The 20112-nt window shown below is 67.7% G+C and carries 11 protein-coding genes and 1 CRISPR repeat array (1 of these 12 only partly in view); of the genes, 8 read left to right on the top strand and 3 right to left on the bottom strand.

Annotated features, from left to right (window positions below; genetic code table 11):
• Window positions 1-240: 240 nt before the first annotated feature.
• Window positions 241-2349, bottom strand: a complete 2109-nt coding sequence (locus tag BSZ14_RS04935) for a S9 family peptidase (RefSeq protein WP_076710045.1) — start codon at window positions 2347-2349, stop codon at window positions 241-243.
• A gap of 96 nt (window positions 2350-2445) precedes the next feature.
• Window positions 2446-3465: an alpha/beta fold hydrolase gene (locus BSZ14_RS04930; RefSeq protein ID WP_083748105.1), complete on the bottom strand. Its 1020-nt coding sequence runs from the start codon at window positions 3463-3465 to the stop codon at window positions 2446-2448.
• A gap of 293 nt (window positions 3466-3758) precedes the next feature.
• Between BSZ14_RS04930 and BSZ14_RS04925 the strand changes: the two genes are divergently transcribed.
• The 8 genes from BSZ14_RS04925 (at window position 3759) to BSZ14_RS04890 (ending at window position 16286) form a co-directional block, all read left to right on the top strand.
• A complete protein-coding gene (locus tag BSZ14_RS04925) occupies window positions 3759-5243 on the top strand; it encodes an MFS transporter (protein ID WP_076710044.1) in 1485 nt (494 codons plus the stop codon).
• A gap of 81 nt (window positions 5244-5324) precedes the next feature.
• Window positions 5325-6092 (top strand): SDR family oxidoreductase, encoded by a 768-nt coding sequence (locus BSZ14_RS04920; RefSeq protein WP_241823640.1) that lies wholly within the window; start codon window positions 5325-5327, stop codon window positions 6090-6092.
• Window positions 6089-7051, top strand: a complete 963-nt coding sequence (locus BSZ14_RS04915; RefSeq protein WP_139330317.1) for a glycoside hydrolase family 130 protein — start codon at window positions 6089-6091, stop codon at window positions 7049-7051. Before BSZ14_RS04920 ends, BSZ14_RS04915 begins: the two co-directional genes overlap by 4 nt.
• 39 nt (window positions 7052-7090) lie before the next feature.
• Window positions 7091-11098, top strand: a complete 4008-nt coding sequence (locus BSZ14_RS04910; RefSeq protein ID WP_076710043.1) for a Pls/PosA family non-ribosomal peptide synthetase — start codon at window positions 7091-7093, stop codon at window positions 11096-11098.
• Window positions 11095-11652, top strand: a complete 558-nt coding sequence (locus BSZ14_RS04905; RefSeq protein ID WP_076710042.1) for a 4'-phosphopantetheinyl transferase family protein — start codon at window positions 11095-11097, stop codon at window positions 11650-11652. The genes BSZ14_RS04910 and BSZ14_RS04905 overlap by 4 nt, the downstream gene beginning before the upstream one ends.
• Window positions 11649-12206, top strand: coding sequence for a GNAT family N-acetyltransferase (locus BSZ14_RS04900; protein WP_076710068.1), 558 nt, complete (start codon window positions 11649-11651; stop codon window positions 12204-12206). Before BSZ14_RS04905 ends, BSZ14_RS04900 begins: the two co-directional genes overlap by 4 nt.
• Window positions 12207-12493: 287 nt before the next feature.
• Window positions 12494-15877: a S8 family serine peptidase gene (locus BSZ14_RS04895; RefSeq protein ID WP_076710041.1), complete on the top strand. Its 3384-nt coding sequence runs from the start codon at window positions 12494-12496 to the stop codon at window positions 15875-15877.
• A 19-nt stretch (window positions 15878-15896) separates the two neighbouring features.
• Complete coding sequence (locus BSZ14_RS04890; protein WP_076710040.1) at window positions 15897-16286, top strand: hypothetical protein; 390 nt, start codon at window positions 15897-15899, stop codon at window positions 16284-16286.
• Here the strand turns inward: BSZ14_RS04890 and BSZ14_RS04885 are convergent.
• Window positions 16255-16692, bottom strand: coding sequence for a nuclear transport factor 2 family protein (locus BSZ14_RS04885; protein ID WP_158069173.1), 438 nt, complete (start codon window positions 16690-16692; stop codon window positions 16255-16257). The genes BSZ14_RS04890 and BSZ14_RS04885 overlap by 32 nt on opposite strands.
• A gap of 121 nt (window positions 16693-16813) precedes the next feature.
• A CRISPR array of direct repeats spans window positions 16814-20112; the repeat unit is 29 nt; unit sequence GGGACCATCCCCGCGGGTGCGGGGGAACC (it continues 3379 nt past the right edge of the window).

Below are 20112 nucleotides of genomic sequence, written 5' to 3'. Positions count from 1 at the left end.
TCAGGTCGGCCATGCCCCCGGCATGGCCTAAACGATGCGGGGCATCGTTTATCTGAAACTGGGATGGGGGGAGGGCCTCTCCACCAGCGACGTTGCTTGGGCCATTCCCTCCCCCAACCCCTCCCGCCTGCGGGAGGGGAGTAAGAAGAGCATTCGTTCGCCGCGTGCCGCGCAGAGCTCCCCTCCCGCAGGCGGGAGGGGCTAGGGGAGGGCAGGCCGCGAGGGCCGAAACCTCGGAAATTACGACCCCGCCACCCCCAATTGCGACAGCATGAACGCCTGCCACTCGGCATTCTGCCGAATCCGCTCGAACCGCCCGGACTTGCCGCCATGCCCGGCCTCCATATTGACCCGGAAGACCAGCGGGTTGACGTCAGTCTTCCTGGCGCGCAACCGGGCGACCCACTTCGCCGGTTCGTAATATTGCACCTGGCTGTCCCACAGGCCGGTCCCGACATAGAGCGCCGGATACGCCTTCGCCGCGACATTGTCGTAGGGCGAATAGCTGAGCATATAATCGTAATAGGGCTTGTTCGCCGGATTGCCCCATTCGTCATATTCGAAGGTCGTCAGCGGGATGGACGCATCGAGCATCGTCGTGACCACATCGACGAACGGCACCTGCGCGATGATGAGTTTGTAATCCTGCGGCGCCATGTTGGCGACGCCCCCCATCAGCAGCCCGCCCGCGCTGCCGCCCATCGCCGCGACCCGGCCGGGTGCGGCATATTTCTGCGCGACCAGATAGCGGGTCACGTCGATAAAGTCGGTAAAGCTGTTCTTCTTGTTGAGCAGATGGCCGTCATCATACCAGCCGCGCCCCATTTCCTGCCCGCCGCGGATATGCGCGATGGCATAGACCATGCCGCGGTCGAGCAGCCCGATCCGCCCCGGATCGACGCCCGGATCGGTCGAAATGCCATAGCTGCCATAGGCATATTGGAAGAGCGGCGCGGTGCCGTCGCGCTTCACGCCTTTGGCGTAGACCAGTGACACCGGGATGCGCGTGCCGTCGCGCGCGGGCGCCCAGACGCGCTCGGTCACGTAGCGCGCCGGATCATAGCCGGGCACCGGCGTCACCTTCAGCGTGCGACGCGTGCCGGTGCGTGCGTTGACCTCATAGGTCGTGGTCGGCGTGACCAGCGAGCCATAGGTGTAGCGGACCCAGGGCGTGTCCGGCTCCTCGTTGGTGGACAGGCCCATGCGATAGGCGGATTCGTCCGCCTTGACGGGGATGGACTTGCCCGCATCGGTCAGCAGGCGGATCGTGCGGTTGCCGCCCTCGCGCTGGTCGATTGCGACAAAGCCGTTGAACGGCTTGAAATCCTCGATGAACACCGCGTCGCTGCCGGGCACCAAGTCGCGCCACGCGGCGACGCCCCTGGCCATGTCGGCATCGGCCAGCGTTACCAGCTTGTAGTTCTTCGCACCGCGATTGGTGCGGATGATCCAGCGATTGCCGAGATGGTCGGGGCTGTAGCGGAACTCGCGCTCGCGCGGGGCGATGACGGTGAGGGCGGTCGGCTGGGTGGCGGGGGCGCAGCGTTGCTCGTCGCTGACCGTGCTCTGGACGCCGATGCAGATATAGCGGTCGTCGGTCGTCCGGCCGATCCCCATGTTGAAGGTGTCGTCCTTCTCCTCATACAGCATCCGGTCGGCGCCGACCGGCGTGCCCAGCACATGCGCCATGGCACGATAGCCGCGCAGCGTTGTCGGGTCCTTGGCGATGTAGAGAATGGTGCGGTTGTCGGCCGCCCAGACGATGTTCGGCTCGATATTCGTAATCGTGTCTTCGTGGATGCGCCCGGTCGCGATATCCTTGACCTTCAGCACATATTGCCGCCGTCCGACCGTATCCTCGGCCCAGGCGACCAGCTTGTTGTCGGGGCTGACCGCCCAGTCGGACAGCGAGAAGAAGCTGTGGCCCTTGGCCATGGCGGGCTGGTCGAACAGCATGGTGGCGGGCGCGGTGGCGCTGCCCTGGCGGCGTTCGATCAGCGGATAGTCGGCACCGGTCGCGAAGCGCGATGAATACCAGTATCCGTTCTTGCGATAGGGAACGCTGCTGTCGTCCTGTTTGATATGGGCGACCGTCTCTGCATAGAGTTTGGCCTCAAGCGGTTTCAGCGTCGCCAGCTGCGCATCGGCATAGGCGTTCTCGGCCTTCAGATAGGCGAGCATCTCCGGGTTCTTCCGGGTGTCGTCGCGCAGCCAGTAATATTCGTCTTCCCGCGCGCCATGGGGCGAGGGGACCTGATAGGGTTTCCTGGCCGCGACCGGCGGCGTCGTCTGTTGCGCCAGCGCGGGGCTCGCCAGCACCATCAATCCCGTTGCCGCCAGCCACCGCATCGTCTTCCCCCTCGTTCGTAAGTCGGCAGGATGGCGGCCCGGCTCTTCTCACGCAAGCGTCATCGGGGCGAACAGGCCGACGACCTTGCCGAGCATTCAGCCTTTCTGGCCGCCACCGCCCCGTTCCGGGGAGGATTGGTCGTCCTCGGTGGGCCGCATGCAGGCGAAGCCGATCGCCGCCGCCAGCAGCCCCGCCGCGGCGACCCCGGCGGCGAGTTTCCAGTGGCCTCGATCCTCGTCGGCCTCGACGAATAGCTCGATCAGGTGGCGCGACACCGCTTCCGGATTCTCGCGCTGCGGGAAATGACCGACGCCGGGCAGTTCGACCATCCTGAACGGTCCGCTGAATCGGGCCGCTACATCGCGCGCGGTGGAGGGCGGGTTCACCCCGTCGACCTCTCCGTGCAGATAGAGCGTCGGCACCGACAGGGCCTTGGTTGCCTTCACCCGGTCGGCCAGCCATGCGCCGCGCGGGTCGGGCTGCGCCTCGTCCCAGCGGGCGCGGTAGCTGTGGATCGTCACGGCCGGCCAATCGGGATTGTCGAAGGACTTGGCGACCCGGTTGAACGTCGCTTCGTCGAACCAGCCGGGCGGCGACCAGTTGACCCAGTGGACATGGGCAAAGCCGCGCCGGTCGTCGCGCACCGCCTGCGCGCCGCGCCGGGTCGCCATGAACCAGTGATACCATTGCCTCTGCGCCTGGTCGAAGGACGGGGTCGGCATTCCACCCAGACGTGGCGGGGTGCTGAGCAGCGCCAGTTTGCGCACCCGCTCGGGCCAGCCCACGGCCAGCGCCTCGGCGATGTTGCTGCCCCAGTCATGTCCCGCGACCATGAACCGGTCGATGCCGAGCTTGTCCATCAGTGCGATCGCATCCAGCGCCAGGATCGCGCTGTCGCCGGTGCGGGGTGTGTGGTCATGGCGGAACCGCGTCGCCCCGAACCCTCGCAGGGTCGGCACGACGACGCGCAGGCCCGCCTGCGCCAGACGCGGCGCGACCCGGTCCCAGGTCGTCGCATCGTCGGGCCAGCCATGGAGCAGCAGGACGACGGGCGCGTCCTCCGACCCATATAGGTCGCAGGCGATGGAAAGATGGTCGGTGGTGATCGTCGGCATCGGTGGAAAAGACCCTGTGCTTGGACTGTTCTCAAACTCGGGTGATTTGGCACCGTTCCGTTCGTGTCCTGGCGACCGAGGCGACTGGCATAGATTCCAGGACCGGCTGTTGGTGGGCGGTGGTTTTTCTCATCTCTCCCCTGCAAGGGCAGGAATTCGAAAAGTTTGGCCAGCATGGGCAAAACTTCGCCACGGGTCTTGATCGGATGGGCCACGATCGCGTTTGAGGGACCCGGGGGTGTGCGATTGACGAATGGAATGGCATGCGGTGGCGACGGCGTAACCTGGCTTCGATGAGTGCGGATGTGAATGACGGGCTGGCCCCCGGTGTCGAGGCGGTCACCAGCGGCGCCCCCCGTTCCGAAGAACCGGTGCAGAGCCGTGGTTACCGTGTCATCGCGCTCGTCGTCGCCTCGGCGCTGTTCATGCAGCAGCTGGACGGCACCGTCCTGACCGTCGCGCTGCCCACCATGGCGCGCGACCTGGCGACGCCGGCCACCAGCCTCAGCCTGGCGCTGACCAGCTATCTGCTCGCCCTGGCGCTGTTCATTCCCGCCAGCGGGACTCTGGCCGACAAGTTCGGATCGCGCACCATCTTCTGCTCGGCGATCGGGGTGTTCCTGTTCGGCTCGATCCTGTGCGCGCAGTCGGGGTCGCTGCCCACGCTGGTCGCCGCGCGCTTCCTGCAAGGGATCGGCGGGGCGATGATGGTGCCGGTCGGGCGGCTGGTCCTGTTGCGCAGCGTCGCCAAGGCGGACATGGTGCAGGCGCTGTCCTGGCTGGTCATGCCCGCGCTGATCGGGCCGATCCTGGGACCGCCGCTGGGCGGGTTCATCGTGACCTGGCTCGACTGGCGCTGGATCTTCTATCTCAACATTCCGATCGGCATCATCGGCATGATCGGCGCGTGGATGCTGGTGCCCGAGGTGCGCGGCGACGCGCGGTTGCGGTTCGACGTGTCGGGCTTCTTCCTGTCGGGCATCTCTCTCGGCTGCCTGTTGTTCGGGTTCGAGCTGGCGAGCCGACCCGGCACCGGCTGGATCGCGGTCGTCCTGCTGGTCGTCGGCGCGGTCTTCGGGCGGCTCTATATCCGCCATGCGCGGCGCACGGCCGATCCGATCCTCGACCCCACGCTGATGCGGGTGCCGACCTTTCGCCTGTCGGTGATCGGTGGTTCGCTGACCCGGATCACGCAGGGCGCGCAACCCTTTCTGCTGCCGCTGATGTTCCAGCTCGGCTTCGGCCTCAGCGCGGCCAGGACGGGCACGATCACCATGGCGGGCGCGGTCGGCGCGCTGGCGATGAAGGCGCTGGCCCCGCGCGTCCTGCGCCGCTGGGGTTTTCGCCGCAGCCTGATCGTGTCGGGCCTGGCGAGCAGCGCGGGCTATGCGACCTGCGCGTTCTTCCGCCCGGACTGGTCGATCCCGCTCATCACCTTCATCCTGGCGCTGTCGGGCTTCTTCACCTCGTTCCAGTTCACCGGCTTCAACGCCATCGCCTATGCCGATGTCGAGAAGGACCGGATGAGCGCGGCGACCAGCTTCTACGCGACCTTCCAGCAGCTGACCCTGTCGCTGGGCATCTGCACCGCCGCGACCGTGCTGGAGCTGGGTTCGCTTGTGGAAGGGAAGGGCGGGCCGACGCTGAACAGCTTCTCGGCGGCGTTCATCGTGGTGGCGATCATCTCGGCCTCGGCGGTTATCTGGAACCGGCGCTTCGCCCCTGATGCGGGCGCGGCGATGAGCGGGCATCATGGACGCCGGGATAGCGACGAATGACGGATTTTTAATGACGTTTCCGTGCAGCAACGATCCAGCTTAAAAATCGTTACCGGCGTTCATCCAGATAGGAGAAGACCGGTGGCAACGCAGACGGTGATCGTAACAGGGGCCGAGTCAGGGATCGGCGCGGCCTGTGCCGAGGCGTTCGGGGCGACCGGGGCCAGGGTCGCGATCCTGTTCCACAGCGATCAAGGGAATGCCGACGCCACCGCCGAGGCGGTGCGCAAGGCGGGCGGCGAGGCGATGACGGTGCAGGTCGGCGTCGATGACGAGGCCTCGGTCGATCGGGCCTTTGCCACCGTCGAGAAGAACTGGGGTGCGGCCGACGTGCTGGTCAATTCCGCCGGGGTCAACATGGCGGGCATCGCCGTGCGCGACATGACGCTGGCCCATTGGCAGCGCATGATCGACACCGACCTGACCGGCGCCTTCCTGACCTCGCGTCGCTTCCTGACGGGGCGGGGCGAGGCGAAGGCCGATGCGACGATCCTGCAGATCTCGTCCATCCATGCCTATGCCGTGCGCGCGGGCGGCGCGGATTATTGCGCGGCCAAGGGGGGGCTGACGACGCTGGTCGAGACGCTGGCGATCGAGGAGGCCCCGCGCGGCATCCGGGTGAACGCCATCGAGCCGGGCATGATCCTGACCCCGATGAATGCCAAGGCACAGGCTGATCCGGCCTATCGCGCCAGCCTGGAGAAGAACATCCCGATGGGCCGCGCGGGCGAGGCGTCGGAGGTCGCCGACCTCGCCGTCTTCCTGGCCTCCGACAAGGCACGCTACATCACCGGGGCGCGGATCGTCATCGATGGCGGCCTGTCGCTGATGCAGGCGCTGGGCGCATGATGGGACCTGCAACCGACCCCTTGGTCGCCGATCCGCATCGCAAGGACCGGGTGGCCGACGCCCCGTTCGACCTCGACTTCAACGTCAAGCGGATCGAGGACGTGACCCTCAGAGGACCGTCCGAACTGATGGCCCGCGACCTGATGAGCCCCTATGTCTGGCGCGAGGCCGATGGCCGCTGGGGCATGATGGTCCGCGCCGTCGTGCCGCAGGATCACACGCTGACCGATACCGGTGTCATCTGGGCGGGGTGGAGCGAGGACGGGCGGCATTTCACGATGCTCGACACCCCCTCCATCGCGCCGGGGCCGGGCGAGCATGACGCGGGCGGGGTCGAGGACCCGACGGTCGTGCGCACCGAGGATGGCTATATCGTCTATTATTCGGGCGTGCTGGCCGATCATGCGCATGGCGAGCTGTCCTATGCCGCCGGGCCGTCGCTCGACCGGCTGGAGAAGAGCGGCGTCGCGCTCGCCTCCTCCAAGTCCGAGGGCAATACCAAGGAAGCGACGGTCGACCGGACGGCGGACGGACGCTGGCGGCTGTTCTACGAATATGCCGCCGACCAGGCGTCGCGCATCGGCCTGGCGATCGGCGAGGATGTGGCGGGGCCGTGGACCGAGCAGCCCACGCCCTTCATGCCGCGCGAGGACAGCTGGGACGACTGGCATCTGTCGACCGGCCCGCTGCTGACCGACGACAAGAGCTGTCCGGTCATGTTCTACAATGGCGCGACGCGCGATGCGCGCTGGCGGATCGGCTGGGTCGCGTTCGACGAACATTATACCCGCGTCGTCGCGCGCGGGATCGAGCCGCTGATCCTGCCGCCGCCCGCCGATGATCGCGGCGCGACCGACATCGCCTTCGCCGCCTCGGTCGTGGTCGCGGAGGATGGGATCTGGCTTTACTATTCACTGGAGGATCGGCGATTGTCGCGGGCACTGATCCGGCGCAGTTGAGCCGTCCCGTCCCTGTTTTCCGCGTAAGAAAGCCCGTCGATGTTCGGAGAATTCGAAACCCCCGCCGCCCCGAGCATCCACGCCTCGATCGCCCCGGCCCCGGCGCTGCGCCCCGACCGGCCCTATGCCCGTGACGAACTGCTGCACGAGCTGTTCGACGCGACCGTGCGCGACCATGGGGCGGCGATTGCGGCCCAGCTGATCGGCGCGGACGAGGAATATAGCCGACCCAAGGCCTGGACGTATGACATGCTTGCCCGGCGCAGCCTGTCGATGGCGCATCGGCTGCGCGCGCTGGGCGTCGGCAAGGGCGACCGGGTGGTGCTGTGTCTGCCACGCGGGCTGGACCAGTATATGGCGATCCTGGGCGTATTGCGCGCAGGCGCGGCCTATGTGCCGGTCGACTGGGGCTATCCGCAGGACCGCATCGCCTACATCATCGAGGATAGCGGCGCGGCGCTGACCATCACCACCTCCGCCCGCGCGGGGGAGATACCCGGCGAGACGCTGTGCCTGGACGCCGAGCTGGGCGATCTGGCCGCCGAACCGGCCGAGCCGCTGGGTCGGGAGGTGACGGGGGCGGACCCGCAGGATCTGGCCTATATCATCTATACCTCGGGCACGACCGGGCGGCCCAAGGGGGTGATGATCACCCATGCCAATGCCTGCCACCTGGTCCGTTCGGAAAGCGCGATCCTGGCGCTGGAGCCCGACGACATCGTGTTCGGCGGGTTCAGCCTGGCCTTCGACATGTCGGTCGAGACGATGTGGAGCGCCTTCTTCGTCGGCGCCAAGCTGCTCGTCGTGGCCGAGGCGCTGGCGGCGAGCGGCCCCGATGTCGCCATCGCGCTGGCGGCGGAGAAGACGACGATCTGGCACGTCGTCCCCTCGCTGATCGCGCTGGTCGAGCATCCGGTGCCGACCCTGCGCCTCATCAACATGGGCGGCGAGGCGTGTCCGGCCGATCTGCCGCGCCGTCTGGCGCGCCCCGGCCTGCGGCTGCTCAACACCTATGGCCCGACCGAAACTTCGGTGACGGCGACCTGGACAGAGGTGCAGCCGGGCAAGCGCATCACCATCGGCAAGCCGCTGCCCGGCTATACCGCCTGGATCGTCGACGAACATCTGCAACCCGTCGAGGCGGGGCAGGAGGGCGAACTGGTCATCGGCGGCCCCGGTGTCGGTGTCGGCTACGTCAACCGTCCTGACCTTACGTCCGAGAAGTTCACCATGACCCCGTTCGACACCGTGTCGGGCGGGCCGGAGCGTATCTATCGCTCGGGCGATCTCGTCCGGCTGGACGCGGCGGGCGATATCGATTTCGTCGGGCGCATCGATACGCAGGTGAAGATTCGCGGCTTCCGCGTCGAACTGGCCGAGATCGAGGCGGTGATCGGCGAGGCGCCCGGCGTGGCGCAGGCGGTGGTGCATCTATTTACCGACGCCGATGGCTCGGAATTTCTGGCGGCCTTCCTCGTTGCGCGCAGCGGCGAGGCGATCGACATCGCCGACATCAAGGCGCGCGTCACCGAGCGCCTGCCCAATTACATGCGCCCCGCCGCCTATCAGCAGCTGGCGGCACTGCCGACTTTGCCCGCGTCGGGCAAAGTCGATCGCAAGGCGCTGGTAAAGCCGGAAATCACCGTCGATACCGGCCGCACGATCGAGCCGCCCGCCACGCCGATGGAGGAAAAGCTCCACGCCATCTGGACCGAAGCCTTTGCGCCGCAGCCGGTGTCCGTCACCGACGATCTGTTCGAGGACCTGGGCGGCCATTCGCTCAAGGCCGCTCGGCTCGTGTCGGCGGCGCGCAAGGTCGCGGGGCTGGAGGGGCTGTCGCTGGAGGACCTTTACGCCGCGCCGACCATTCGGGCGCTGGCCACCCGGATCGGCGGCGCGGCGCCGGTCGCGGTGCAGACCGAGGAGAGTTTCCACCGCGTCCCGGAATGGAAGCGCTGGCTGTGCGTCGCCGCGCAGACGGTCGCGTTGCTGCCCGTCTACACCATCGCCGGGCTGCAATGGTTCTTCCCGTATGTGGCCTATACCCATCTGGCCGGGCGGATGCCGCGCATCGACGCGCTGATCCTGAGTGCCTTGTTCTTCACCATCGTGCCGGTCGCTTCGATGCTGTTCTCGATTGCCGCCAAATGGCTGATCGCGGGGCGGTTCAAGGCGGGTGACTATCCGCTGTGGGGCGGCACCTATTTCCGCTGGTGGCTGGTGCGGCGGATCATCGCGGTGACGGCGACCCCCTATCTGGCGGGTACGCCGATGATCCGGGGCTATTACCGGATGCTCGGCGCCAAGATCGGCAATCGGGCCTATATCGGCAACGGCGTGATCGATACCGCCGACCTGTTCGCCTGCGGCGACGATGCGATCGTCAGCGATCAGGCGGTGATGGCGACCAGCTCGGTCGAGCGCGGGCTGTTGCGGCTGGGCACGGTGACGCTGGGCCACCGCGCGTTCGTCGGCGGCCAGTCGGTGGTAGGGCGCAACTCTGCGCTGGAGGATGACGCGGTCCTCGACGACATGGCGGCCCTTCCCGCCGAAACGGTGATCCCCGCCGGGCAACGCTGGACCGGATCGCCCGCCGCCTTCGACCGGATAGTCGAGCCGGGCGAGGTCATCACGACGGCCAAGCGGACGGGGCCGTCGCTGGCGATCTTCATCGGCGCGCTGCTGCTGCCGATCATCGCCATCCTGCCGATCGCGCCGGGCCTGATCGCGCTGATCGAGCTGGACTGGGCGACGACAGGCTATGGCTATATGCTCGTCTCGCCGCTGCTCGCCGCGACCTATATCGTGATGATGTGCGTGCTGACGGTGCTGGCCAAGCGGGCGATTCTGGGCCGCGTGAAGCCGGGTGTCTATCGCCTCGATAGCTGGTTCTATGTCCGCTACTGGATGGTGCGGCAGATCAACGACCTGGCGCTGCGGCTGCTGCACCCGATCTTCGCGACGCTCTACGTCATCCCCTGGTATCGCGCGCTGGGCGTGACGGTCGGGCGGCGCGCGGAGATTTCGACCGCCAGCGCGATCGTCCCCGATTTGGTCGAGATCGGGCCGGAGAGCTTCATCGCGGATTCGGTGATCTTCGGCGCGGCCAAGATCGGCCATGGCACCATCGAGCTGGCGCATACCCGGATCGGCCGCCGCAGCTTCATCGGCAATTCCGCGTTGCTGCCCACCGGCGCGCAGATCGGCGACGAGGTGCTGATTGGCGTCCTCTCCAAGCCCCCCGAGGACCCGACCCTGGCGACCGAGGCGGGCAGCACCTGGTTCGGCTCGCCCGCGATCAAGCTGCCGGTGCGGCAGGTCGCGACCATGTTCGACGAGGGGGCGCGCTTCAACCCGTCCAAGGGCCTGATCGCCACGCGCCTGTCGATCGAGGCGATCCGCACCACCCTGTCGCTGACCGCGTTCCTGGTGTTCTTCAGCGCGCTGCTGTCGATCGTCGGCGATCTGGACGATCTGGAGCGTGGCGGGCTGGTCATCATCTCGGCCTTCCCGTTCCTCTATGTCGGCTTCTGCCTGGCGTGCGGCCTGTTCGTGCTGGCGCTCAAATGGCTGGTGGTCGGCCGCTACAAGGCGCGGACCGCGCCCCTGTGGAGCACTTTCGTCTGGCGGACCGAGCTGGTCACGGCGACCTATGAGAATCTCGCGGTCGCCAACCTGCTGGAGCCGTTGCGCGGAACGCCCTGGATCGGCCTTTATCTGCGGCTGATGGGGGCCAAGGTCGGCAAGCGTTGCTATATCGACACCACCGACCTGACCGAGCATGACCTGGTGACGATCGGCGACGATGTCGCGCTGAACGACTATGCCGGGCTGCAGACGCATTTGTTCGAGGACCGGGTGATGAAGGTCGGCGCGATCAAGGTCGGCGACCGCGCCACCATCGGCTCGCTGGCCATCGTCCTGTACGATGCCGAAGTGGGCGCGGACGCGCAGCTGGGCGACCTGTCGGTCGTCATGAAGGGCGAGACGCTGCCCGACGGCACCAACTGGGAAGGCAGCCCGGCGCGGATCGTCACCGAGGCATGATCCCGCTGCGCCATGACGGGCCGCTCGACCGGCTGGACTGGGACGGCGCCTCGCCCGTCATCTGGCGCACGGCCGATCCGGGGCGGGGGCAGCGGGCACCGCTGGCCGATATGCTGCTGACCCGGCTGGCCGAAGAACCGGTCCGGCTGACGCGGAGTATAACCGGCCAGCCGCGGGTCGCGGCTCCCCATGGCTGGTATATCGGCATAGCGGGGCGAGGGGAGCTGTGCCTGATCGCGGCGGCGCGGCAGCCCATAGCGGTGGACCGCGAAGCCGTCGATGACGTCCCGCCGCTCTGGGACATGCTGACCCCGGCGGAAGCACGAGCGGTGTGTGCCGCGCCCGATCCGTCGCGCCAATGGCTGCGCCGTTGGACGATCAAGGAGGCCTATGCCAAGCTGGTCGGCGATCCCCGGCGCATGGCCGCCGAGACGATCGAGACGCGGCTGATCGACGACCGGCAAGCGACCGCGCACCTGCAGGGGGAGCGCGCCGCCCATTGCTGGACCCGCGATGAGGGCGGGGCGATCGAGACGGTGGCGCTATGGGCATGAGTGTCGTCGTCCGCCCCTATAGGGACACCGACCGCGACGACGTGCTGGCGATCTTCGACGCCAACCGCGCCGACTATTTCGGGGCAGGGGACCGCGACTGGCTGATCGAGACGCTGGACGAGCCCGACGGCCCCGCCTTCGTCGTCGCGGTCGATGGACGCGCGGCGGCGTTCGGCGGCTATGAGGTCTGGGAGCATTACAACAAGGCGCTGCTCTATTGGGGCATGGCGGCACCGGCCTGGCATGGCTGTGGACTGGGGCGGTTGCTGCTGCTCGCGCGGTTGCACCATGTCGCGGTCCATGCACGACTGGTGACGCGCTACGTCACGGTCGACACCTCACCCCGGGTCGCGCCCTTCTTCCTGCGCTGCGGCTTCGAGCAGACCGCCGTCTGGCCCGAGGGCTATCGCTCCGGCATGACCATGCACGAACTACGTTTCGATCTGGCAAAGGTGTCGGCGGAGGCGCTGGCGGCTCGCCGCGATGACGCATTGTCGAAGGTCGCCCTCCTCCTTTCGCCATCCGGTCGGGAAGATCGCGGGCCTCGGACCTGACCGGACGTTAGTTCGTCGAGGCTGCGCCGAACGATTCGTTCGCAGCATTTGCGCATCGATGAGCATTGGAACAATCCGTGGCCCCGCGCCGCCAAGTCTTTTCCTTTCCCCTGCGTCACCCCCTATTGTTTCATAGGTGAAACAATAAACTTCACAAACCTTTTCAATTCATCCGTAATCGGAGTTGACAGTTCTGCCCCATCATGAAAATCCTATCATCAATAAGTTGATAATATTGATAGGCATTAAGGGGGACTATCGTGGGGGTAGGCGTTTCTCGCGTATCGTTGCTGGCGATCGCTGCATTTTGTCTCGTTCAGGCGGGTTCCGCTGCCGCGCAGAGCCAATATGTGCCGCCTGCGCCGACCGGCGGCTATGTGATGGCCAACGGCCAGCGGACGGCGGACTATAACGCGGCGCTGGCGTCCTGGCGGCAGGACAAGCAATTCTCGGTCGACTACACCAAGGGCTATCTGGGCCTGGAATATGCCTATGTCCTGGGCCTGTCGGGCAAGGGGCAGACGATCGGGATCAACGATGCGGGCGTGGTGATGAGCCATCCGTCGTTCGCGGGATCGGGCAAGATCGCGGGGCTGCGCACGCCCGTCCCCTCGACCTATGGCAATGACGGCATGGTCAATCCGCGACGGCCCTGGGAAATCCATGGCACCCATGTCGCGGGCACGACGGCGGGCAACCGCCTGGCGGACGGAGTGATGTTCGGCAACGCGTTCGGCGCCAACATCCTGTCGGCGACGACCAATTTCGCGGCGGGCGATTTCCTCTGGTGGCGCGACCAGATCCTCGACGACGTCATGGTCGCCACCGCGCAGGAGAATATCCCGGCGCTCGCCGATACCGGGCGGGTTCGGATCATCAACAACAGCTGGGGCTCGACGTCGACCCAGCCCTATACGCTGACCCCGTCCCAGGCGCGCGGCGCGTTCCAGCAGACGCTGGACGGTTTTTACGATCCGGTCCTCAAGAACGACGTGCTTGTCGTCTTTTCGGCAGGCAACGGCTCTGGTGTCCATGCCAGCATTGATGCGGTGACCCCACTCAACGACCTGCGGCTGCGTTCCAACTGGTTGTCGGTCACCAACTATCTGGCGAACGGCACGGCGGCCGCCAGCACCAGCCTGTGCGGCCAGACCGCGACCTGGTGCGTGTCGGGGCCGGGCAGCGCCGTGGTGTCCGCGGCACAGACCTATACGATCGACGGCACCGCGATCCGCGCCAAATATACCCGCGCCATGTACCCGACCATCTATGCCGCGACGACCCTGGCCCAGTTGCAGAATGCGGCGGTCAATGCCTGGCTGGGCGTGCTGAATGACTATCTCAACAGGCGCGATGCGGCCAAGGCGTCGGGGCGCTCCTTCGACGAGGAGGCCGAGCGGACCAGGGTCGCGCAGCAGGCGGTCGGCATCTCACTGGCCTATGGCGCGCGCTTCGTGACGCCCGATCCCGATGGCTATACCAGCCGTCTGGCACAGATCCTGACGATCCCTGGAAACATTGCGCTGGTCGGCCGGGACTTCTCCTATTCGGTGCTGACCCAGGCCAATACGCTGATCACCGCCGAGCTTCAGAAGTATATCACCTTCACCGGGCCGGGCTATGCCGCGCTGACCGGCACGTCGATGGCGGCGCCCAATATCTCGGGCTTCGCCGCGCTGCTGATGGAGTATTTCCCCGAATACAAGACCGGGCTGATCTCCGACATTCTGGTGTCCAGCTCCAAGGACCTCGACACGCCGGGCGTCGACCTGCGCTCGGGCTGGGGCGCGCCGCAGATGGCGGTGGCGTTGCGCGGGCCGACCGCGCTGCGCGACACGCGCGAAGTCACGGTGGCGTCGGGCACGACCGACATCTGGAGCAACCCGATCACCGACGCCCGCGACCGTTATTCGGCCGAGGTGCTGGCGGGCTTCCCCAATGATATCGGCGGCCTGATCAAGCGTGGCGGCGGCGAGCTGATCCTGACCGCCTCCAACAGCTATAGCGGCCCGACCCGCGTCGAGCAGGGGCAGCTGACGGTCGACGGCAGCCTGACGCGTTCGGCGGTGACGGCGGTGTCGGGCGGCATCGTCGCGGGCAATGGCAGCGTCGCGTCGCTGACCGCCGGGTCGGGCGGCATCGTCTCGCCGGGCAGCACCGGCGCGTTCGGGACGCTGACCGTGGCGGGCACCGCCAGCCTGGGGTCGGGTAGCCAGTTCGTCGCGGACATCGGCCCCGCCGGGACGTCGGACCAGCTGGCCGCGCGCAGCATCGTATTGGGCGGCGGCAACCTGACCCTGCGGCCGGTCAACCATGTGCCGCGTTATGGCGACAGCTATACGGTCCTCACCGCGTCGAACGGCATCACCGGCAGCTTCGGCAGCACCACCGCCTTCAGCGCGATCCTCTACCCCGAGCTGAGCTATGGCGCGGGTCGGGTGACGGCGGCGGTGGGGGCGCGGCCCTATGCCAGCGTGGTGGCGGCGACGCCGGTGCAGACGGCCTATGCGCGGCTGCTCGACGCCAACCGTTCGGCCTATGCCAATTTGCGTGGCACATACGACCTGCTCGACCTTCAGGATGTCGGGACGATCCGGGGCAGCCTGGAGGCGATCGCACCGCGCAGCCAGACGACCCGCCGCGCGATCGGCACCACCGCGACCGACAATATCGCGCGCTTCTATCGCGACCGCCTGACGGCCATGACGCCGGACGGCTTTGCGGGCGGCACGGTCGCGATGATCGGCAAGCCGCTGGAGTTCGCCGCCAACGCCATCGCGGCACCCGGCCGTCCCCAGACGGTCAGCGACACGCCGACCAGCATGGTCCGCGAGAACATGCTGCCCGACAATGTCTCGGCCTATCTGGCGGGCGGCTATATCGATGGCTCGGGCGCGGCGATGCCCGCGACGGTCGGCGGTCGTGATCCGTTCGACGGCTTCTACATCGCGGGCGGTGTCGAGGCGCGGGTATCGGACACGGCGGCGCTGGGCTTCGGCCTGTCCTATTCGGATATCGATGGCGAGCAGCGGTTCGGCCAGTCGGCCAAGGGCGAGCTGATCCAGGGCACGCTCTATGGACGGCTCGGCGGCACGCTCGGCCCGGCGCTCGATGCGCAGTTCGGCGCGGGCGTTTACCAGTCCTCGACCCGGCGGCAGGGCAGCTTTGTCGGCACGCCCTTCGACTTGCGCTCACGCGACAATGCGCTGGCCCTGTCGAGCGAAGTCGGGGCAAGCTATATGAAGGGCAGCGGCGCGGTGCGTTTCGGGCCGCGCGTGGCGATTCGCACCAGCAGCATCGACTTCACCCCGACGGGCGAGACGGGCAGCGGTCCGGCACTGACCTATGGCCGCGATCGTTTCCTGAGCGTGCAGGGCCGCGCGGGGCTTCAGATCGACGCGACTCAAGGCGGCTTCCGTCCCTTCGCCACGGCCTATTATGTCCATGATTTCGAGGGGCGGCCGGGCTATTTCAACGCCGGGTTCGCAGGCGGGACGCGGGCGCAGGCGCGCTTCCTGACCGCACGGCAGGATCGCGACTGGGCCGAGATCAGCGCGGGGGTCGCCTATCGTTCGGGCCGTGCGACCGTCTCGCTGGCGGCGGACTCGACGGTCGGGCGCGACGATGTGCGCAATCAGTCCTATCGCGCCGGGCTAAAGCTCTCCTTCTGATGGAGCGGGCGGGGTCGACATGGTGCTGATGTCGGCCCTGCTGGCGATGGTGGCGGTGGCCGATCCGGTGCCGCTGGTCCTTTATAGCAGGCCGGGCGCGACACTGGCGCAGGTCGAAGCGGATCTGCGGCGGTGCCGCATCATCACCACCGGCCCGGCGGCGGGCGGGGAGCGCCCGGACGGGGCGGCGCTGCTCGACAATGGAACCCCGGGCCGCGTGACGGGCGATACGATCGAGGCATGCATGGCGACCTATGGCTGGCAGGCGCGCACGGTGCCGGAGCGGGAGCGACGCCATTTGTCCCGCCTCGATCCCGCCGCGCGACGGAAAGCCCTGGAACGGCTGGCAGGGCGGTCCTCGAAAGCGCGAGCAGCGATCAACTCTCCCGGAACGCCTGGTCGTTGGTGATATCGGATGCGAAGAAGGACGCTTCGGCAATACTTCCGCCCTTGAAACCAAAGACGGCCATGTCCTGTCCCTGGATGGTTTTCCCGTTCTTGTCCGCGCTCCACTCGATCACGGCAGCGCAGTGGCTTTGGGTTTCGACGACACTGGCAACCCGCAAGGAAAAGGTGCCATCGGTGGCCGCAAGCGCACGCTTGAGCATGTCGACGACGGCATCGGCTCCCCGAAGGCACCCCATATGGTCGCCGACGACTGGTTCGTTCCAGCATACGTCATCAGCAAGCCATGAGCGGAGTGCCTCCGGATCACGGTCCTGCCGAGCCTTGTAAAAGGCATGGACCAGGGCGGCGGGAGAATATCCATCGGTGCGCATACTGGTTGGGTGGCAGTGAGGAGCGGCGGCCGCCAACCGCTGGCCGGTCGATATTTGGGTGCCGAGGCATGTGAGGGTTTTTCCTGGCGCGCGACCGTGAAGGTCGGCGCGGGTGCGGGGGAACCCTGCACCGGCACGAACACGGGTTCCGGCACCAGGGACCATCCCCGCGGGTGCGGGGGAACCGACGCAGCGTGTCGTCAGTCGCCGGAAGCAAGGGGACCATCCCCGCGGGTGCGGGGGAACCGGCGTTGACCATTACTTGCCATTCAGAGGCAAGGGACCATCCCCGCGGGTGCGGGGGAACCTCCGGGCTATGAGGCCATTGCTGGACAGTGAAGGGACCATCCCCGCGGGTGCGGGGGAACCCCTTTACGGCCTGCCCCACACCATGGGCCGCATGGACCATCCCCGCGGGTGCGGGGGAACCCAATCCAGAAAGATGGGTGGCTTCGGATGTCGGGGACCATCCCCGCGGGTGCGGGGGAACCCCTCATAAGCGATCTCTGCATTCTCGATGCAGGGGACCATCCCCGCGGGTGCGGGGGAACCAGAAACTCTGCGGCCCATTCCTCGTAAGGAAGGGGACCATCCCCGCGGGTGCGGGGGAACCGCTGCGCGGGACATCCGGCGTCTGGTCGCGGATGGACCATCCCCGCGGGTGCGGGGGAACCTCTGGCGCCTGATCGCCGACGCCATCCTTGATGGGACCATCCCCGCGGGTGCGGGGGAACCCCTGCGCGGGCTGGTATTCGGACATGAACTTGCGGACCATCCCCGCGGGTGCGGGGGAACCGTCTGGGAAGTCCTGAACGCCTGCGACCGCCAGGGACCATCCCCGCGGGTGCGGGGGAACCGAGATGAAGTCTCCAGCGGTGCGGCCTTGGGCGGGACCATCCCCGCGGGTGCGGGGGAACCTTGAATACCAGGTTCCCGCCGGGGTTAGCTTTGGGACCATCCCCGCGGGTGCGGGGGAACCGTGGATGCGCGATCCGCAAGCGCGCTGTCCGCGGGACCATCCCCGCGGGTGCGGGGGAACCGACCATTTCCAGGGCCTTCCGGCGGTGCGCCTGGGACCATCCCCGCGGGTGCGGGGGAACCGCCATCGGGGTGTGTCGCGGGGATCGCGCGGAGGGACCATCCCCGCGGGTGCGGGGGAACCAACGTTAGATTACGATTGCCGACTGTCAGCTTGGGACCATCCCCGCGGGTGCGGGGGAACCTATCAAGACGATAGTGGCAACCCGCGTGCGCAGGGACCATCCCCGCGGGTGCGGGGGAACCTGGCTGACCGGCGGGGATGGCGCGCGGGGCTGGGGACCATCCCCGCGGGTGCGGGGGAACCCGACGACGTGCCGTTCTAATGACCGCCGACCTGGGACCATCCCCGCGGGTGCGGGGGAACCACCTGATTATCACGAAGTCCCACACCACGCTGGGGACCATCCCCGCGGGTGCGGGGGAACCATCTCGTCGCCTTGGGCGCTGCCGAACGGCCGGGGACCATCCCCGCGGGTGCGGGGGAACCCTCAACCTCCAGCTTCTTGGCGTTCGCCCGCAGGGACCATCCCCGCGGGTGCGGGGGAACCGGGTTCGTGCCTGGGCATGGTCTGTCGTCTGGGGGACCATCCCCGCGGGTGCGGGGGAACCATTTCGCTGGGCGGCGCGCCGGTCTGGATATAGGGACCATCCCCGCGGGTGCGGGGGAACCCATCTCACCAGTGGCATTCTTCAGGTTCAGCAGGGACCATCCCCGCGGGTGCGGGGGAACCGGACGAGCTCGTCGCAGAGGGCACGCTGATCCGGGACCATCCCCGCGGGTGCGGGGGAACCAATTCTTGCTAGATCGGCTGGTTGACCACGAAGGGACCATCCCCGCGGGTGCGGGGGAACCGTCGCCGTGTCGGCAATTGCCTGGACGAGAGGGGGACCATCCCCGCGGGTGCGGGGGAACCGCGGCGCAGATACGCCACCTTTTTGATGTCAAGGGACCATCCCCGCGGGTGCGGGGGAACCACCGCGTTGCGCTCCATCGCGACGGTTTCCGTGGGACCATCCCCGCGGGTGCGGGGGAACCGCGAGGACCGGGCCGACATCGGCCAGCCCTGGGGGACCATCCCCGCGGGTGCGGGGGAACCGCACGGGGAGGGGCGGAAGTGATGCGCTTCCTGGGACCATCCCCGCGGGTGCGGGGGAACCCGCCTCCCGGCTGAACGACTTCTCTGCGCAGGGGGACCATCCCCGCGGGTGCGGGGGAACCGTCTGGTAGACCGATCGGCCTTTGACTTCAGGGGGACCATCCCCGCGGGTGCGGGGGAACCAGCCCAGCGCGAAGGCGCGATCGACCCCATCAGGGACCATCCCCGCGGGTGCGGGGGAACCCGCTCCCGATACCGACGGGGCAGAGCAGAATGGGGACCATCCCCGCGGGTGCGGGGGAACCTTCTATTTACCGCTTCGCCATCGTGCAGGAAGGGGACCATCCCCGCGGGTGCGGGGGAACCGAAGGCCCGAACCGCGGAGCGTGCGTCATGGAGGGACCATCCCCGCGGGTGCGGGGGAACCCCCGCCGTCGCGAACCTCAGGCCACGATGCCGGGGACCATCCCCGCGGGTGCGGGGGAACCATCGCCTTGGGTGCCGGTGGCCGGTCGAGGTCGGGACCATCCCCGCGGGTGCGGGGGAACCCCCGGTTTCACAACGCGGTCATTCTGGGCATCGGGACCATCCCCGCGGGTGCGGGGGAACCTGGCGGTGCCGGACTCTTTGCGGCGGGCATCGGGGACCATCCCCGCGGGTGCGGGGGAACCGTCGAGAGCAACGGCAAGACAGCGAAGGTTCACGGACCATCCCCGCGGGTGCGGGGGAACCCACCCGGTCCCAGCCGGATCGCGGGTATTCCAAGGACCATCCCCGCGGGTGCGGGGGAACCTCTGGGGCGGGGGCTGGCATGTGACGAAGCGTCGGACCATCCCCGCGGGTGCGGGGGAACCTGGCAGCAGCGCCGCTATCCCGGCGACCGCGCGGGACCATCCCCGCGGGTGCGGGGGAACCGATCGACCACATGGCCCGGATCAGCCGAGGCCGGGACCATCCCCGCGGGTGCGGGGGAACCGCGGGCGCCATGAAGGCTACCGGCCGCCTGAAGGGACCATCCCCGCGGGTGCGGGGGAACCCGTTGTCGTGTGTGGGTAGCGCGTGTCATGTACGGACCATCCCCGCGGGTGCGGGGGAACCTTGGAGCTCGTCGGGGTCACGGTGGTGATGTCGGGACCATCCCCGCGGGTGCGGGGGAACCTTGGCCTACGGCGCTGCACTGGTGTCGATCCCGGGACCATCCCCGCGGGTGCGGGGGAACCAGACCGTCATCGATCGCGCCCTCGGCTAAGTCGGGACCATCCCCGCGGGTGCGGGGGAACCGACGCCAAGCAGGCCGAACAGGGCAGATCGAAGGGAC

Origin of the sequence: Sphingomonas sp. Sph1(2015) (assembly GCF_001970915.1) — a bacterium.
In the GTDB taxonomy this organism is placed as follows: domain Bacteria; phylum Pseudomonadota; class Alphaproteobacteria; order Sphingomonadales; family Sphingomonadaceae; genus Sphingomonas; species Sphingomonas parapaucimobilis.
Note: the sequence above shows the minus strand (reverse complement) of the source record. Positions and strands in the feature narration are given on the sequence as shown.

Coding starts and splice junctions, on each gene's coding strand:
- BSZ14_RS04935 (WP_076710045.1), bottom strand. CDS start 2,349: ATGCGGTGGCTGGCGGCAACGGGATTGATGGTGCTGGCGAGCCCCGCG.
- BSZ14_RS04930 (WP_083748105.1), bottom strand. CDS start 3,465: ATGCCGACGATCACCACCGACCATCTTTCCATCGCCTGCGACCTATAT.
- BSZ14_RS04925 (WP_076710044.1), top strand. CDS start 3,759: ATGAGTGCGGATGTGAATGACGGGCTGGCCCCCGGTGTCGAGGCGGTC.
- BSZ14_RS04915 (WP_139330317.1), top strand. CDS start 6,089: ATGATGGGACCTGCAACCGACCCCTTGGTCGCCGATCCGCATCGCAAG.
- BSZ14_RS04910 (WP_076710043.1), top strand. CDS start 7,091: ATGTTCGGAGAATTCGAAACCCCCGCCGCCCCGAGCATCCACGCCTCG.
- BSZ14_RS04905 (WP_076710042.1), top strand. CDS start 11,095: ATGATCCCGCTGCGCCATGACGGGCCGCTCGACCGGCTGGACTGGGAC.
- BSZ14_RS04900 (WP_076710068.1), top strand. CDS start 11,649: ATGAGTGTCGTCGTCCGCCCCTATAGGGACACCGACCGCGACGACGTG.
- BSZ14_RS04890 (WP_076710040.1), top strand. CDS start 15,897: ATGGTGCTGATGTCGGCCCTGCTGGCGATGGTGGCGGTGGCCGATCCG.